Below are 14,863 nucleotides of genomic sequence, written 5' to 3'. Positions count from 1 at the left end.
GCGTACTCGTCCTGGGCGACAAGCCTGGGGACTGGAACTCTCATAATCAAGGCTGTACGCTTGCCCCCTGCGAGAGGGGCATCCATGTTCGTGCTGACCGTCGACCAGCGGCGCAGCCGCCGCGACGTCGACCGTGTGCCGGAGCTGTTGCGCGATCTCTCCGCCGCGCGCGTGGTGCGCCCCTTCGACCGCACCGCCGGCGACGAGGTGCAGGCCGTGCTGGACGACCCGGAGCAGGTGGTGACCCTGGCGCTGGACCTGGTGCGCCGCGAGCACTGGAGCGTGGGCATCGGCACCGGACCTGTCGAGCTGCCCCTGCCGGCCGCCACCCGCGCTGGCCGTGGGTCCGCCTTCGAGCACGCGCGCACCGCGGTGGAGCGGGCGAAGTCCGCCGTCACCCACCTTGCCGTGGACGGACCGGACGCGTCCGCCGCGGAGGCCGCCGCCACCGTCCTCGACCTGGTGGCCCTGCTGGTGCAGCGCCGCTCCCCCGAGGGCTGGGCCGCCGTGGAGCTGATCAGCACCGGCCACACCCAGAGCAGCGCCGCGGCGGTGCTCGGCGTGAGCAAGCAGGCCGTGTCGCAGCGCCTGCGGGCCACTGCCTGGCAGCAGGAGGAGGCCGGTCGCACCCTGGCGGCGTCGCTGCTGGCCGAGGCCGACCGATGAGCGTGGCGGTGCTCGTCCTGCTCGGCGTGCTGGCGCTGCTGCCCACCGCCGTGACACGGATGTCCGACCAGAGCTGGCTCCCACCGGCGCTGCAGCTGGCCGCGCTGACCGCCGCGGGCGTGCTGGCCCCCCTGGGCAGCACCCTCACCGGTGCGCCCCGTGCCTGCGCGCTGGTGCTGGGAGTCGCTGCCGCCGCGGGCGGCGCGAGCCCGGTGGTGCGCGCCGCCTTCCGCGTCGCCGGTCGGACGAACGAGGTCCCCGCACCTGACCCCAACCCGGCACCCGATCCCAACCCGGCACCGGTGCCGCAGCCCGACCCGGAGCCGGCGCCCACCCACGTGCTCCGCGGTGGCGGCATGATCGGCGTCCTGGAGCGCACCAGCGTGGCCGCCGCGGTGCTCACCGGCTGGCCCGCAGGCATCCCCATCGTGCTGGCGGTCAAGGGACTGGCCCGCTACCCCGAGCTGCGCGACCCCCGCGCCTCCGAGCTGTTCATCATCGGGACGTTCACCAGCGTGCTGTGGGCACTGGCGTGCAGCGGCGTGACGCACCTCTTGGTCACCTGACCGCTACTCCGGCGAACGAGGTCCCGGGGCAACCGGTTCCCCCGCCCTCCGGACAACCTCTAGCATTTGAGCCATGGCTGAAGACACGAAGCACGATGTAGTGATTGTCGGAGCGGGCTTCGCTGGGATCGCGGCCGCCGAGCGCCTCTCCCGCGCCGGGGTGCGGGTGCTGCTGCTCGACAAGAACAACTACCACCAGTTCCAGCCGCTGCTGTACCAGGTGGCGACGGCCCAGATCTCCGTCGCCGACGTGGCCCGACCGCTGCGCGGGATCTTCCGGGGCAACAAGCTGGTCGACGTCAAGACCGCCGAGGTCGCCAGCGTCAACCCCACCGACCGCAGCGTCACCACCGTCGACGGGATGACCTACCGCGGCACCATCCTCGTGCTCGCCGCCGGTGCGGAGGCCAACTTCTTCAACACTCCTGGCGCCAAGGAGCACACCTTCCCGCTGTACTCCGTGGACGACGCCGCTCGGCTGGCGTCCCGGATGCTCGGTGCCCTCGACAGCGCCGACAGCCTGCCCCACATGGTCGACGAGGGCGGCCTCAACGTGGTGGTCGTCGGCGGCGGACCCACCGGGGTGGAGACCGCCGGAGCCATCGCCGAGAGCATCAAGTACGTGGTGTCGGAGTACTTCACCCCGGAGTTCGCCGACATCTGCTCCGTCTACCTGGTGGACATGATCCCCACGGTGCTCGCCCCGTTCACCGACAAGTCGCAGAAGTACACCAAGAAGAAGCTGGCCGAGATCGGCGTGAAGCTCCGGCTGGGCGTGGGGGTGGCCGAGGTGGCCCCCGACCGCGTCACCCTCGCCGACGGCACCGTCATCCCCTGCCGAGTGGTGGTGTGGGCCGGCGGGCTCAAGGCCGGCGAGCTGCTGACCAGCTCCGGGCTGCCGCAGGGCAAGGGCGGACGCATCGACGTCAACCCCGACCTCACCGCGCCTGGGTTCGACGGTGTCTACGTGCTCGGCGACGCCGCGAACATCACCGACGCCAAGGGCAACCACCTCCCCCAGCTCGGGTCGGTGGCACAGCAGGCCGGCAAGTGGGCCGCCAAGAACATCCTCGCCGACCTCGCCGGCCGTCCGCGCGAGCCGTTCCACTACCTGGACAAGGGCATCATGGCGATGGTCGGCCGGGGCGCGGCCGTGGCCGAGGTCGGGGTCAAGCGGCGCCAGCTGCAGGGCCCCATCGCCTTCGCCGCCTGGCTCGGGGTGCACGCGGTGCTGCTCTCCGGCGCCCGCGAGCGGCTCGGCGCCTTCCTCTCCTGGGGCTGGGACTACTTCACCCACAGCCGCCCGCAGATCGTCGTCTACCGCCCGGACGCTTACGCCAGTGGCTGGAACGAGACCGTGCAGCGCCCTGCGCCGCGCGGTCCCGGCGGCGGCGACGCCGCCACCAGCGACGCCCCGTCCGGGGACACCCCCAGCAAGGCCGCGGCCAGCGGCGGGGACAGCCGCAGCGCCCAGGCCTAGCGGCCGCGGCCTGGTGCGCTACTGCACCGGGCCGCCAGGCAGCGGGCGTGGCTCGTCAGGGTCGTCCTCGCCGACAGCGCCCAGCGAGGCCTGCTCCTGCCGGGTGGCGCGGTGCAGCCCCTCGGCGGCCTTCTCCGCCGCTGCGGCGCCGGTGCGTCGGGCCACCTCGTGCGGCGGCTCCACGTCGGTGCGCGCCACTGCCTCGGCCGCAGCCACGGCAGCCGCGATCTTGGGGTCGGTGGAGGTGTCGAACCAGTCCTTGACCTCCTCGGAGTCATCCTCCGGGCGGGTGCTCACCTCGTCGGCTGGGGCGGGCTCGTAGCGCAGCACCCCCTCGGCGTCGGGAGCACCCAGCATCTTGGCGAAGCCCTGCAGGGAGGAACCGAACTCGCTGGGCACCAACCACACCTTGTTGGCGTCGCCCTGGGCCATCTCCGGCAGCGTCTGCAGGTACTGGTAGGCCAACAGCTCGGGGGTGGGACGCCCGGCCTTGATGGCGGCGAACTCCTTCTCGATGGCCTTCGCCTTGCCCTGGGCGCGCAGGTACTGCGCCGCCCGCTCACCCTGGGCGCGCAGGATGCTGGACTGTCGCTCCGCCTCGGCGGAGAGGATGGCGGACTGCTTGGCACCCTCGGCCATGAGGATCTGGCTCTGCTTCTGGCCCTCGGCAGTCTTGATGGCCGACTCCCGCTGGCCCTCCGCGGTGAGGATGGTCGCCCGCTTCTCCCGGTCGGCCTTCATCTGCTTCTCCATCGACTCCTGGATGGACGGCGGCGGGTCGATGCTCTTGAGCTCGACCCGGGCCACCCGCAGGCCCCAGCGGCCGGTGGCGTCGTCCAGCACGCCCCGCAGCTGACCGTTGATGGAGTCCCGGGAGGTCAGCGTCTCCTCCAGCGTCATGCCGCCGACCACGTTGCGCAGGGTGGTGGTGGTCAGCTGCTCCACGCCGACGATGTAGTTGTTGATCTCGTACACCGCGGCCTGCGGGTTGGTGACCTGGAAGTACACGACCGTGTCGATGGAGACCGTGAGGTTGTCCTGGGTGATCACCGGCTGCGGCGGGAAGCTGACCACCCGCTCGCGCAGGTCGACCTTGGCGCGCACCCGGTCGACGAAGGGCACCAGGAAGGCCAGCTCCCCGCTGATGGTCTTGTGGTAGCGGCCCAGCCGTTCGACCACCGCCGCCTCGGCCTGCGGAATCAGCGCGATCGCCTTGGCGACCACGACCACCACCAGCACCACGATCACGGCGAGGACGATCAGTACTGCGTTCATCCTGTGCTCCTCCTGTGCGACCGAGGGCCGGCCACTCCTAGCTGCTTGCGAGACGGCTCTGGCAGTGCTGCGCCGGGACGACGCCGCGCGCGTCCGCGGAGCCGACGGGCTCGACGCTGGTCGCCTCCGCCTGGTTGACGTGCAGGCCCCACCGGCAGGCGGTCTGGCCGAGCACCACGCGCAGCTGCCCGTTGATGGAGTCGCGGGACGTCAGCGCCTCCTCCAGGGTGAGCCGACCAATCACGCTGCGCAGGGCGGTGATGAGGACGTGCTGCACGGAGGCCCGGTAGTCCGGGGTCTCGTAGACGGCGGCCTGGGGGTTGGCGACCTGCAGGTGCACCACCACGACCACCTCGACCACCGCGTGGTCCCGGGTGGTCACCGGCTGGGGTGCGGTGGTGACCACCTCCTCGTCCAGCCCCACCACCCCGCGCAGGCGGTCCACGCCCGGCACCAGCAGCGTCCACCGGTCGCGCACCGTGCGGTGGTGCTGACCGAGCCGCTGCACCACCGCGGCCTGGCGGGGCCCCACGTGCACCAGCGACCGGACCGCCAGCACCGCCACGAGTGCCACCAGCACCGACACCACCACAACCATGCTCATCAGGGTTCCTCCGCCACCACAGCCGTCGCTCCGTCAATCTCCAGCACCAGCACCGTCTGGCCAGGCTCCAGCACCTGGGAGCCGTCGGAGGTGCGCGCCGTCCAGGTGTCACCCGCCAGCTTGACCAACCCGCCGTGGGGGTCCACGCGCTCGAGCACCGTAGCGCGACTGCCCACCAGCGCATCCACGTTGGTGGTCAGCGCGGGCCCGCGGCGCACCCGGCGCAGCAGGGAGGGTCGCACCCCGGCCACCAGGCCGACCGACACCACGGCGAAGACGATGCCGTCCACCCACAGCGGGGCGTCGGTGACGGCCGTGACACCCGCCGCGGCCAAGGCGCCGCCGGCGAGCATGAGCAGGAAGAAGTCGCCCGTCGCCACCTCCGCGGCGGCGAGCGCGATCCCGGCGATCAACCAGATCACTGCTGCCACAGAACCATCGTCTCAGACATCGGTTTCGCTCGGTGTGAGGCGGGCCGCGCTCGCGGTCGGGCCGCTCAGCCCTGGGGGGCCTCGGTGACGAAGTCGACCAGGCGCTCCACCGCGCCGATCATCGGGGCCTCCAGGTCCCGGAAGGTGGAGACGGCGGCGTACACCCGCTGCCACCCCTCCCGTGGCGTCCCCCACCCCAGCCGCTCGCAGATGCCCGTCTTCCAGTCCTCGCCGCGCGGGACGGTGGGCCAGGCGGCGATCCCCACCGATGCGGGCTTCACCGCCTCCCACACGTCGATGTAGGGGTGACCGGTGACCAGCACGTGCGGGCCCAGCGAGCTGGTCAGCCGCGACTCCTTGGACCCGGTGACGAGGTGGTCCACCAGCACGCCGACTCGGCGGCCAGGCCCGGGCTGGAACTCCTGCAGCCGGTCGGCCAGGTTGTCGAGCCCCTCGAGGTGCTCCACGACCACCCCTTCCACCCGCAGGTCGTGGCCCCACACCCGCTCCACCAGGGCTGCGTCGTGCACACCCTCCACCCAGATGCGGCTGGGCAGCGCCGTCCTGGCGCGCAGGCCGGTCACCTCGGTGGAGCCGGACGCGCTGCGCCGGGGCTTGGCAGCGGCGGCCACCGGGCGCACCAGCGTGACCGGGCTGCCGTCGACGAGGAAGGCCGCCGGCCGCAGGCCGAACAGCCGGGTACGGCCCTTGGCGTCCTCCAGCCGGACGAAGTCGCCGTCGTAGGTCTTCTCGATGCCCACCACGGCGCCACAGAAGCCGGTGCCGGCGTCCTCCACCACCAGTCCCCGGTCGGCGGCGAGCTGGGGCACGGCGGGCTTGTGGCGGCGCTGGTGGCCGGCGTAGATGTCCCCGGCGTAGGGGTCGCGAGCGTGGGGTTCGCGCGGGCCGGCGGCACGAGAGGATCGGGTCACGGGCCATCAGGCTAGGTGGTCGTGGGCCGGCGGCGCCCGGCGCCACGCCGACCTATGCTGGGCGACTGTGTCGAACGCAAGTGCCACCCTCACCGTCTGGGCCTCTGCCTGGCTGGCGGGCGCTGCCGCCCCGGACGACGCCCTCGACGCGCTGACCGCGTGGGCCCCCGTGCAGCGCGTGCACGCCGCCGATCCGGAGACCGCCGCGCAGACCGGGCTGCCCGGGCCGGGCGCCGGAACCGTGGGCGCTGCAGCGCTGTTCACCACCCTGCGGCGCAGCACCGCAGGCGACCGGGCGGGGTCCGGCGCCGAGGTGCGGCTGGTGCTGCCGGTGGCCGGGGACGTGCGCGGCCTGCCTGCCGGGACCAGCTTTGCCCGCGCTGCGCTGGCCGCTGGGGAGGGGGTGCTGGTGCCCGACGCCGGGCTCGGCCTGGTGCCGGCCGCGGAGGGCGAGGAGGCGCTGCGCTGGGTGGTGCACTCCCTGCCCGTGGACGTCCCCCCGGCCGAGCACGTCGGGCTGGCCGAGGCCGAGCACGCGCTGCGCAGCGCGGTCCGCGACAGCGCGCGGGCCCTGGACGAGCTGCAGGTCGCCCGGGAGGACGCCACCGTGCGCCAGCGCATCGCCGCAGCGCTGCGCGCGACCCCCCAGCCGGAGTGGCCCCGTGGCGTCCCGCCCCGAGCGCTGCGGGTGCTCGACCAGGCTCAGCACGTGGCCGCGATCCTCGAGGCGGCTGCGCAGGACACGCCCGGCGGCGCGTGGTCGGCCTCGGCCGCCGACGCCCGCGAGCAGCTGTTGCGTCCACTGTTGACCGACGTGCGCACCGCCCAGCTGGCTGCCGTGGCCGAGTCGGTGCGGGTGCTGGCCGCCCACCCCTCCCAGCGCTAGCCGTCCTGGGGGCGCTGGCTCTCCTGGCGCGCTAGCTGGCCACCCGCTTGGCCGGTTCACAGCACCGCACCGCGCACGGTGCGCCGTTGCGGGTGCAGCCGGCCGCACCCACGTCGCTGAGCCGCTGCGGGGACACCCCGTCGGTGTGCTCGCGCACCAGCTCCACCACCATCCGCGCGAAGCGGGGGTCCTCGCCCACGGTGGCCGCCCGCTCCAGCACCATGCCCAGCTCGGCAGCCAGGTCCACCGCCTCGGTGTCCAGGTCCCAGACCACCTCCAGGTGGTCGGCGACGAAGCCGATGGGGCTGACCACCACCGCGGGCACCCCACGGGCGTGCAGGTCACGCAGGTGGTCGAGGATGTCGGGCTCCAGCCACGGCACCTGGGGCGGGCCGGACCGGGACTGCCACACCACGTCGTGCTCGGCCACCCCGGCCTCGGCGGCAGCCAGCCGAGCCGCCTCGACCACCTGGCGGGAGTAGCGGCGGCCACCCTCCTCGGGCGGGCCCGAGGCCAGGTCGGCCGAGTCGGGCACCGAGTGTGCGGTGAACACCACGCGAGCCTGCGCGCGGTGCTCGGCGGGCAGTCGCTGCACGGCCGCGCGCACCGCGTCAGCCTCGGCGGCGACGAACAGCGGGTGGTCGAAGAACTGCCGGAGCCGGGTGAGCTGGGGGGCGCCGGCGCCCACCGCGTCGCGGGCGCGGGCGATGTCCTCCTGGTACTGGCGGCACCCGGAGTACCCGCCCCAGGCCGAGGTGGCGAGCACCAGCGCGTTGCGCACCCCGGCGGCTGCCATCTCCGCGACGGTGTCCTCGGCCATGGGGTGCCAGTTGCGGTTGCCGAAGTACACCGGCAGGTTCAGGCCCTGCTCGGCCAGCTCGGCCTCCACCTCACCGATCAGCTTGCGGTTGAGCGCGTTGATGGGCGAGACCCCGCCGAAGTGCCGGTAGTGCTCGGCCACCTCCGCCAGCCGCTCCGGCGGGATCCCCCTGCCTCGAGTGACGTTCTCCAGGAACGGGATGACGTCCTCGGGGCCCTCCGGACCGCCGAAGGACAGCACCAACAGCGCGTCGTAGCTCTGGGATTCGCTCACGCTGCCATTGTGGCTGCCCGGTGCGGAGCGCGCTCAGACACCCATCGCGTGGAAGCCGCCGTCGGCCATGATCATCGAGCCGGTGGTGGTGGGGAACCAGTCCGAGAGCACGCCGCACACGGTCTTGGCCACCGGGAGCACGTCGTTCTTGTCCCATCCCAGCGGGGCGCGCTCCTCCCACGGCTGCTGGAACTGCTCGAAACCGGGGATGGAGCGAGCCGCCATCGTGGCCAGCGGACCGGCCGCCACCAGGTTCACCCGGATGCCCTTGGGGCCGAGCTCGCGGGCCAGGTAGCGGCTGGTGGACTCCAGCGCGGCCTTGGCCACACCCATCCAGTCGTAGCCGGGCCAGGCCTGCCGGGCGTCGAAGTCCATGCCCACCACGGAGCCACCCGGGCCCATCAGCGGCAGGCAGGCCACCGCCAGGGACTTCAGCGAGTAGGCGGAGATCTGCACGGCGGTGGCCACGTCCTCCCACGGCGCGTCCAGGAACCCCCCGCCCAGGCAGGACGGCGGTGCGAAGCCCACCGAGTGCACCACGCCGTCCAGGCCGTCCACGTGCTCCCCGACGCGGGCAGCCAGGGAGCCCAGCTGCTCGGTGTTGGCCACGTCCAGCTCCACCACCGGCGCCGGCTCGGGCAGGCGCTTGGCGATGCGCTCCACCAGGCTCATCCGGCCGAACCCGGTGAGCACCACGGTCGCGCCCTGCTCCTGCGCCACCCGGGCGGTGTGGAACGCGATGGAGGCATCGGTGATCACTCCGGTGATCAGCAGCCGCTTGCCCTCGAGCAGTCCGCTCACGTCGGTTTCCTCCTGTGCTTGGTGAACTTGGGGTGTCTGGGGAAGTGCTCTAGTGGCCCATGCCGATGCCGCCGTCAACCGGGATGACCGCGCCGGTGACGTAGCCGGCCTCGTCGGAGGCGAGCCACCGCACGGCGCTGGCCACCTCCTCGGGGCGGGCCTGCCGGCCCAGCGGGATGGCGTCGGTGATGGCCTTGCGGCGTGCCTCGGTGAGGTCAGCGGTCATGTCGGTGTCCACGTAGCCCGGTGCCACCACGTTGGCGGTGATCGACCGGGAGCCCAGCTCGCGGGCGATGGACCGGGACAGGCCCACCAGGCCGGACTTGGAGGCGGCGTAGTTCACCTGGCCGGGGGCACCAGACAGCCCCACCACCGAGGAGATGAAGATCATCCGGCCCCAGCGCGCCTTGAGCATGCCCCGCGCGGCCCGCTTGGCCACCCGGTAGGCAGCGGTGAGGTTGGCGTCCACCACGGAGGTGAACTGGTCCTCGGTCATCCGCAACAGCAGCGTGTCCTCGGTGATGCCGGCGTTGGAGACCAGCACCTCGACCGGACCCTGGGCGGCCTCCACCTCGGCGAAGGCTGCGTCCACCGCCTCGGCGTCGGTGACGTCGCAGCGCACGCCCAGCAGCCCCTCGGGAGCGCCGGAGCCGCGGTGGGTGACGGCCACGCGGTGGCCCTCGGCGGCCAGGGTGCGGGCGATGGCGAGGCCGATGCCCCGGTTGCCGCCGGTGACGAGCACGGAGCGGGACGGGATCGGGGAGTCCGGTGCGGGCATGCCGGGAATCTATCGGCTACTCACGGGTAGACCGGCATTCCGCAGGGTGTGGCGGCTCCCGACCGGTCAGGCCAGCGCGAGCAGGCCCACCGCGAACGCCCCGTAGAAGGCCGCGGCACCGGCCAGCCGCCCGGCGGTGAGCCGACCGGTGCGGGTGAGCACCAGCAGGTAGCCCACCGACGCCATGGTGCACACCCCGGCCAGGACGAGTGGGGCGTCGAGCTGCCAGGAGGTGAACAACAGACCCAGCCCGGACGGGACGGTCACCTGGATCATCATCGAGCCGGACAGGTTGGCCAGCGCCAGCTGGGGCTTGCCCTGGCGGCACCAGACGACCGCGTTCATGATCTCGGGCAGCTCGGTGGCCAGGGGCGCCAGGAGCAGGGCGCTGACGGTGGCCGGCACACCCAGGGCGGGCCCGGCCCACTCCAGCTCGTGCACGAAGAGCTGGGAGGCGCCGAAGACCAGGGCCAGCGTCACCACCGTCTGGGTGAGCACGGCGGCCGTGCTCGGGCTGGCCCGGCGCGGCTGCAGCTTGAGCGGGGCGAGGTCGGCGGTGCTGGCCGCGGCGCCCCGGCTGCTGCGCACCTCGCGGGAGACGTACAGCGCGTAGGCGGCGAAGAACAGCAGGCCCAGCCAGGGCTTGTAGGCGAAGACCACCAGCCCCAGCCCCAGCTTGACCGCGTAGATGGCCAGGAACCAGCCCTGGTCGCGGGCCAGGCGCGGAGTGGTGGCGGCCAGGTCGGTAGCGGGAGCCCGGTTGTCACGCGCCGCCAGCCGGGCCGGCCCGGGTCCGGCGCCCACCAGCACCGGCAGCTGGGCACCGCGGGCCCGGGCCAGCAGCACCACCCCGGCGACTGCGTAGGCCACGGTGCCCACCACCAGGGGCCCGCCGATGGCCGCCCCCATCCCGATGTCGGCGCCGTGCTCGTCGCTGCCCAGCAGCACCGCCACCAGCGTGACCACGCTCTCCGGAAGGGCGGTGCCCACGGCCGCCAGCACGGTGCCGACGGCGAGCCCACCCATCCGCAGGCGCGCGCCGAGCCACTCCACTGCGTTCACGAACCACTCGGAGGCGAGGTAGATCACCAGGATGCAGCCCACCAGCGACAGCACGTGCGTCATCGCTGTCCCTTCGCCGCCGGTGGGAGCGCGGCCGTCAGCGGCCGTCGTCCCGGTTACCGCAGCGAAGTTAGCCGTGTTCGGGCCCAGGAAAAACGCGACCACGAGAACAACCGAGTGGGGCGCGGCCAAGTCCGGAGTAAGGCGCGCCTAACTCTGCTGGCCGGAGCCGGAGACGGAGTGCTCGGCACGAATGGTGTCCAGGTGCTGGCAGCCGACGTAGGGGCACCCGGCGCCGGGCTCCTCCGCACCGGTGGGGTGCGGCCGGTGCTGGGCCACGCACAGCGCCAGCACCGCCTGGATCCCCAGCTCCACCCGCCGCGGCTCACCGCCGGTGTGCACCGCCACCACCAGCGGTCCGCCGAAGGGCTTCTGCTCGACCACCTCGACCTCGGTGTCCAGGCCGACGCCCAGCCCGGCGAACCACCGCAGCAGCTCCGGGTCGTGGTCGATGAACCGCGCCACGAAGCCGCGGGAGCCCGGGGACAGCGTCGCCACCGGGCTGGTGGGCGGCTGGTGCAGCACGCCGTCGGGGGTGGGGATGGGATCGCCGTGCGGGTCCCGCCACGGTCGGCCCAGCGCGTGGTCCATCCGCTCCACCATCCGGGGCGACACCGCGTGCTCGAGCACCTCGGCCTCGTCGTGCACCTCGTCCCAGGAGTAGCCCAGTCGCTCCACCAGGTAGGTCTCCACCAGCCGGTGCCTGCGCACCATCTCCACCGCACGGGTGCGTCCGGCCGCGGTGAGCTCGATGCCGCCGTAGGGCTCGTGGCTGACCAGGCCCTGCGCGGTGAGCTTGCGGATCATCTCCGACACCGACGACGTGGAGACGCCCAGCCGGGCCGCAAGGTTGGCGTTGGAGCGCTCGTCGGGGTCCCACTCCCCCAGGTTGAACAGAACCTTGAGGTAGTCCTCGATCACCGTTCGGCTCCGGGAGTCCACCACGCGTCCGAGGATACCGGGCCGCGGCTAGGGCAGCCGCTGGGTGAGCACCAGGCCCGTGCCCGCCGAGAGCAGCGCCAGCACCGTGCCCAGGATCAGCCACGGCCGGCTGGCGTCACCCAGCAGCGTCTCGTAGCCGATCTGCTTCTCCAGGGTGTCGTAGACGGCGTTGAGGTCGGCCAGGCTGGAGGCGGTGTAGAAGTCCCCGCCAGCCAGCCGGGCGATCTGGCGCATCGAGGCGTCGTCCACCGGCACCGGCTGGCGGCGACCCTCGATGTCCACGGTGCCGTAGCGGGTGCCGAAGGAGATGGTGGACACCGGGATCTTCTTCTTCGCCGCCTCCCCCGCCGCGGTGAACGAGCCACGGGGATCGTCGGTGAACTCCGGGACGGTCTGCGCGCCGTCGGAGAGCAGCACGATGCGGGCCGGGGGCGGCTCGGCACCCGGAACCACCGCAGCCATGGTGTCGATTGCCTGCAGCGAGGTGAAGATCGCCTCGCCGGTGGCGGTCCGCTCGGCCAGCTTCAGGTTGTCGATGGCCGCCTTGGGCGCCGACCGGTCGACGGTGGGCGAGACCAGCACGGTGGCGGTGCCGGCGAACGCGACCACACCCAGGTTCACCCCGGGGGTGAGGCCGTCCACGAACTGCTTGGCCGCAGTCTGCGCCGCCTTCAGCCGGGAGGGCTCGACGTCGGTGGACTCCATGGACAGCGACACGTCCACGGCCAGGATGACGGTGGCCCGGTTGCGGGGCACCTTCTGCTCGGAGGTGGGCCCGGCCAGGGCGATGGTGAGGCAGGTCAGCGCCACCAGGAACAGGGCCGTGGGGACGTGCCTGGCCAGGCCCTGCCGACGGGGCGCCACCTTCTCCAGCAGGGCCAGGTTGGTGAAGCGCATGGTGTTGCGCCGCCGCATCCGCTGCACCGCCAGGTAGCCGGCGAGCAGCACCACCACCGCGAGCAGCAGCAGGAACCACAGCGGGGAGGTGAATCCGGTGAGGCTCATCGCAGCCCACCCGACCAGCCGCGCTTGCGGCCGATGACGAAGCGCACGATGTCGGCGATCCAGTCGGAGTCGGTGCGCAGCGTCAGCCGCGGTGCGCCACACCGACGCAGCGTGCGTGCCACCTCCTGGCGGTGGGCCTCGGCGGCGGCGGCGAAGTCCTTGCGCAGCCGGGGCGTGGTGCTCACCTCGCGGACGCGGCCGGACTCCGGGTCGCTGAGCACCACCCGGCCCACGTCGGGCAGCTCCAGGTCGCGGGGATCGAGCACCTGCACGGCCAGCAGGTCGTGCCGGGCGGCCAGCCCGCGCAGCGAGCGCTCCCAGGTGACCTCACCGAGGAAGTCGCTGACCACCACCGCCAGGCCGCGGCGCTTGGGTGGGCGGCGCAGCAGCTCCAGCGCCGCACCCAGGTCGCCGCGGGTGCCGTCCGGGGCACGCGGGGTGGTGGCGAGGGAGCGCAGCATGCTCTGCGCCGCGGCCGAGCCACCACGGGGCGGGATGCGGGTGGTGTGTGCACCGGTGGCCACGATCGCCCCGATGCGGTTGCCGCCGCCGCTGGTGAGGTGGGCGATCGCGGACACCGCCGCCACCGCCAGGTCGCGCTTCTCGCAGGCGGCGGTGCCGAAGTCCAGGCTGGGCGACAGGTCGCACACCACCCAGGTCTCCAGCTCGCGGTCGGCCACGGTCTGGCGGATGTGCGGCTCGGTGGTGCGGGCGGTCACCGACCAGTCCATCCGCCGCACGTCGTCGCCAGGCTGGTAGGTGCGGGCCTCGCCGGGCTCGCTGCCGGGACCGGGCACCAGCCCCAGGTGGTTGCCCTGCAGCAGCCCGTCCAGCCGGTGGCGCACCGTCAGCTCCAGGGTGCGCAGCGCCGCCGCCAGCTTGGGGTCCTCCAGGTGGCCGGACTCCAGCGAGGGTGGTGCCCAGGCAGGCCGGTCGGCGGGGCAGGGGGCCACCGGGGCAGCAGCGCCGTCGCCGGACAGGGACGCTGCGCGGCGCAGGACGCTCACCGCTGCTGGGGGCCGATCGGCTGGAAGGGCTGCGGCACCGGTCCCTGCGGGCCACCAGGGGGCGGGCCGCCCGGCGTGACCAGCGGCACCGGCTGCGAGCTCACCTGCGGCAGGCTCACCGACTGCAGCACCCGGTTGATGACGTGCTCCACCGGGATCTCGTCAGCCAGCGCGTCGTAGGACAGCACCAGGCGGTGGCGGAGCACGTCGGGCAGCACGTCCACCACGTCCTGGGGCAGCACGTAGTCGCGGCCGCGCACCAGGGCCAGCGCACGAGCAGCCGCGATGGCGCCCAGCGTGGCACGGGGTGATGCGCCGTAGCCGATCCAGCCCGCGACGTCGGTCAGCCCGAGGTCGGCCGGGGTGCGCGTGGCGGCCACGACGCGGACCACGTAGTCGACCAGGGCGTGGTGCACGAACACCTGGGCAGCGACGTCCTGCAGCCGCACCAGCTCGTCCGGGGTGAGCACCTGCTGCGGCTCGGGGGCGCGCACGCCCATCCGGTAGACGACCTCGCGCTCCTCCTCGATGGAGGGGTACTCCACCAGGATCTTGAACAGGAACCGGTCGCGCTGGGCCTCCGGGAGCGGGTAGACACCCTCGTTCTCGATCGGGTTCTGGGTGGCCAGCACCAGGAAGGGCTTGGGCATGGGGAAGGTCTTGCCGCCGATGGTGACCTGGCGCTCGGCCATCACCTCCAGCAGTGCCGACTGCACCTTGGCGGGGGCCCGGTTGATCTCGTCGGCCAGCACGAAGTTGGCCACCACCGGCCCGGGCTCCACGTCAAACTCCTCGCGGCCCTGGCGGTAGATGCGCGTGCCGATGAGGTCGGCGGGCACCAGGTCGGGGGTGAACTGGATGCGGGAGAAGTGGCCGCCCACCACCGTGCAGAGGGTCTCCACCGCGAGGGTCTTGGCCACCCCGGGCACACCCTCCAGCAGCAGGTGCCCCTTGGCGAGCAGGCCCACCAGCATTCGCTCGACCATCCGGTCCTGGCCGACGATGACTCGCTTGACCTCGAAGACGGTGCGCTCCAGCAGCTGGGCGTCACGCTGCATGCTGCTCGCCGTCGGCACGCCGCCCTGCGGCACCGCACCGCGGGGCCCGGCGTTGCCTGCCGGGGCTTGCTGTCCGTGATCCTGAGCCCCTGAGCTCACCGCTGCTCCTCCGTCTTCGGCGCACACCTGTGTGGTGCACAGCAAACAGTCTGCACCGTGTGGAGACTGTGAGCACCCGACCCGCCCGGGCGTCCAGACGGCCCGTGCATCCGGGCCG

16 protein-coding genes are annotated in these 14,863 nt (G+C 73.1%); 4 read left to right on the top strand and 12 right to left on the bottom strand.

Annotated elements, in window-relative coordinates; all coding sequences use genetic code 11:
* Positions 1–84: 84 nt before the first annotated feature.
* From AC3YO9_RS10505 to AC3YO9_RS10495, 3 genes are all read left to right on the top strand, one after another.
* Entirely contained in the window at positions 85–666 is a 582-nt protein-coding gene (locus AC3YO9_RS10505) for a hypothetical protein (RefSeq protein ID WP_489983086.1), read from the top strand.
* The gene (locus tag AC3YO9_RS10500) at positions 663–1,232 is read left to right on the top strand and encodes a hypothetical protein (RefSeq protein WP_489983085.1); all 570 of its coding nucleotides are present in this window, start codon (positions 663–665) and stop codon (positions 1,230–1,232) included. Before AC3YO9_RS10505 ends, AC3YO9_RS10500 begins: the two co-directional genes overlap by 4 nt.
* Before the next feature lie 73 nt (positions 1,233–1,305).
* The gene (locus tag AC3YO9_RS10495; protein ID WP_489983084.1) at positions 1,306–2,712 is read left to right on the top strand and encodes an NAD(P)/FAD-dependent oxidoreductase; all 1,407 of its coding nucleotides are present in this window, start codon (positions 1,306–1,308) and stop codon (positions 2,710–2,712) included.
* 18 nt (positions 2,713–2,730) lie between these two features.
* Here AC3YO9_RS10495 and AC3YO9_RS10490 read toward each other — a convergent pair whose 3' ends face one another.
* From AC3YO9_RS10490 to AC3YO9_RS10475, 4 genes are all read right to left on the bottom strand, one after another.
* Positions 2,731–3,987 carry an SPFH domain-containing protein gene (locus AC3YO9_RS10490; RefSeq protein WP_489983083.1) on the bottom strand — a complete coding sequence of 419 codons (1,257 nt, stop codon included), beginning with the start codon at positions 3,985–3,987 and terminating at the stop codon, positions 2,731–2,733.
* A 37-nt stretch (positions 3,988–4,024) separates the two neighbouring features.
* Entirely contained in the window at positions 4,025–4,591 is a 567-nt protein-coding gene (locus AC3YO9_RS10485; protein ID WP_489983082.1) for an SPFH domain-containing protein, read from the bottom strand.
* On the bottom strand, positions 4,591–5,022 hold the full coding sequence (locus tag AC3YO9_RS10480) for an NfeD family protein (protein ID WP_127783075.1): 432 nt from the start codon (positions 5,020–5,022) through the stop codon (positions 4,591–4,593). The genes AC3YO9_RS10485 and AC3YO9_RS10480 overlap by 1 nt, the downstream gene beginning before the upstream one ends.
* A 65-nt stretch (positions 5,023–5,087) precedes the next feature.
* On the bottom strand, positions 5,088–5,954 hold the full coding sequence (locus AC3YO9_RS10475; RefSeq protein ID WP_489983081.1) for a DUF3097 domain-containing protein: 867 nt from the start codon (positions 5,952–5,954) through the stop codon (positions 5,088–5,090).
* Between the two features lie 67 nt (positions 5,955–6,021).
* Between AC3YO9_RS10475 and AC3YO9_RS10470 the strand changes: the two genes are divergently transcribed.
* Positions 6,022–6,840 carry an Rv1486c family protein gene (locus AC3YO9_RS10470; protein WP_489983080.1) on the top strand — a complete coding sequence of 273 codons (819 nt, stop codon included), beginning with the start codon at positions 6,022–6,024 and terminating at the stop codon, positions 6,838–6,840.
* Positions 6,841–6,871: 31 nt separating this feature from the next.
* On the opposite strand, the gene AC3YO9_RS10465 is transcribed toward AC3YO9_RS10470, so the two are convergent.
* The 8 genes from AC3YO9_RS10465 to AC3YO9_RS10430 form a co-directional block, all read right to left on the bottom strand.
* On the bottom strand, positions 6,872–7,933 hold the full coding sequence (locus tag AC3YO9_RS10465; RefSeq protein ID WP_489983079.1) for a ferrochelatase: 1,062 nt from the start codon (positions 7,931–7,933) through the stop codon (positions 6,872–6,874).
* 33 nt (positions 7,934–7,966) lie between these two features.
* Positions 7,967–8,734 (bottom strand): enoyl-ACP reductase FabI, encoded by a 768-nt coding sequence (fabI, locus tag AC3YO9_RS10460; RefSeq protein WP_489983078.1) that lies wholly within the window; start codon positions 8,732–8,734, stop codon positions 7,967–7,969.
* 49 nt (positions 8,735–8,783) lie between these two features.
* The gene (fabG, locus tag AC3YO9_RS10455; protein WP_489983077.1) at positions 8,784–9,512 is read right to left on the bottom strand and encodes a 3-oxoacyl-ACP reductase FabG; all 729 of its coding nucleotides are present in this window, start codon (positions 9,510–9,512) and stop codon (positions 8,784–8,786) included.
* A gap of 66 nt (positions 9,513–9,578) precedes the next feature.
* Complete coding sequence (locus tag AC3YO9_RS10450; protein WP_489983076.1) at positions 9,579–10,637, bottom strand: sodium:calcium antiporter; 1,059 nt, start codon at positions 10,635–10,637, stop codon at positions 9,579–9,581.
* 147 nt (positions 10,638–10,784) lie between these two features.
* Positions 10,785–11,579 carry a metal-dependent transcriptional regulator gene (locus AC3YO9_RS10445; RefSeq protein ID WP_127783082.1) on the bottom strand — a complete coding sequence of 265 codons (795 nt, stop codon included), beginning with the start codon at positions 11,577–11,579 and terminating at the stop codon, positions 10,785–10,787.
* Between the two features lie 24 nt (positions 11,580–11,603).
* Complete coding sequence (locus tag AC3YO9_RS10440; RefSeq protein ID WP_489983075.1) at positions 11,604–12,581, bottom strand: VWA domain-containing protein; 978 nt, start codon at positions 12,579–12,581, stop codon at positions 11,604–11,606.
* Complete coding sequence (locus AC3YO9_RS10435) at positions 12,578–13,534, bottom strand: DUF58 domain-containing protein (RefSeq protein ID WP_489983463.1); 957 nt, start codon at positions 13,532–13,534, stop codon at positions 12,578–12,580. The genes AC3YO9_RS10440 and AC3YO9_RS10435 overlap by 4 nt, the downstream gene beginning before the upstream one ends.
* 50 nt (positions 13,535–13,584) lie before the next feature.
* The gene (locus tag AC3YO9_RS10430) at positions 13,585–14,646 is read right to left on the bottom strand and encodes an AAA family ATPase (RefSeq protein WP_489983462.1); all 1,062 of its coding nucleotides are present in this window, start codon (positions 14,644–14,646) and stop codon (positions 13,585–13,587) included.
* Positions 14,647–14,863 lie beyond the last annotated feature (217 nt).

The sequence above is a fragment of the Rhodococcus sp. Z6_132 genome (assembly GCF_058133635.1).
The sequence above is the reverse complement of the archived record's forward strand: the minus strand, read 5'-3'. Positions and strand labels throughout refer to the sequence as shown.

What these genes read in the sequence shown, in the direction of transcription:
- AC3YO9_RS10505 (WP_489983086.1), top strand. Translation starts at nt 85, where the DNA reads ATGTTCGTGCTGACCGTCGACCAGCGGCGCAGCCGCCGCGACGTCGAC.
- AC3YO9_RS10500 (WP_489983085.1), top strand. Translation starts at nt 663, where the DNA reads ATGAGCGTGGCGGTGCTCGTCCTGCTCGGCGTGCTGGCGCTGCTGCCC.
- AC3YO9_RS10495 (WP_489983084.1), top strand. Translation starts at nt 1,306, where the DNA reads ATGGCTGAAGACACGAAGCACGATGTAGTGATTGTCGGAGCGGGCTTC.
- AC3YO9_RS10490 (WP_489983083.1), bottom strand. Translation starts at nt 3,987, where the DNA reads ATGAACGCAGTACTGATCGTCCTCGCCGTGATCGTGGTGCTGGTGGTG.
- AC3YO9_RS10485 (WP_489983082.1), bottom strand. Translation starts at nt 4,591, where the DNA reads ATGAGCATGGTTGTGGTGGTGTCGGTGCTGGTGGCACTCGTGGCGGTG.
- fabG (WP_489983077.1), bottom strand. Translation starts at nt 9,512, where the DNA reads ATGCCCGCACCGGACTCCCCGATCCCGTCCCGCTCCGTGCTCGTCACC.
- AC3YO9_RS10450 (WP_489983076.1), bottom strand. Translation starts at nt 10,637, where the DNA reads ATGACGCACGTGCTGTCGCTGGTGGGCTGCATCCTGGTGATCTACCTC.
- AC3YO9_RS10440 (WP_489983075.1), bottom strand. Translation starts at nt 12,581, where the DNA reads ATGAGCCTCACCGGATTCACCTCCCCGCTGTGGTTCCTGCTGCTGCTC.
- AC3YO9_RS10430 (WP_489983462.1), bottom strand. Translation starts at nt 14,646, where the DNA reads ATGCAGCGTGACGCCCAGCTGCTGGAGCGCACCGTCTTCGAGGTCAAG.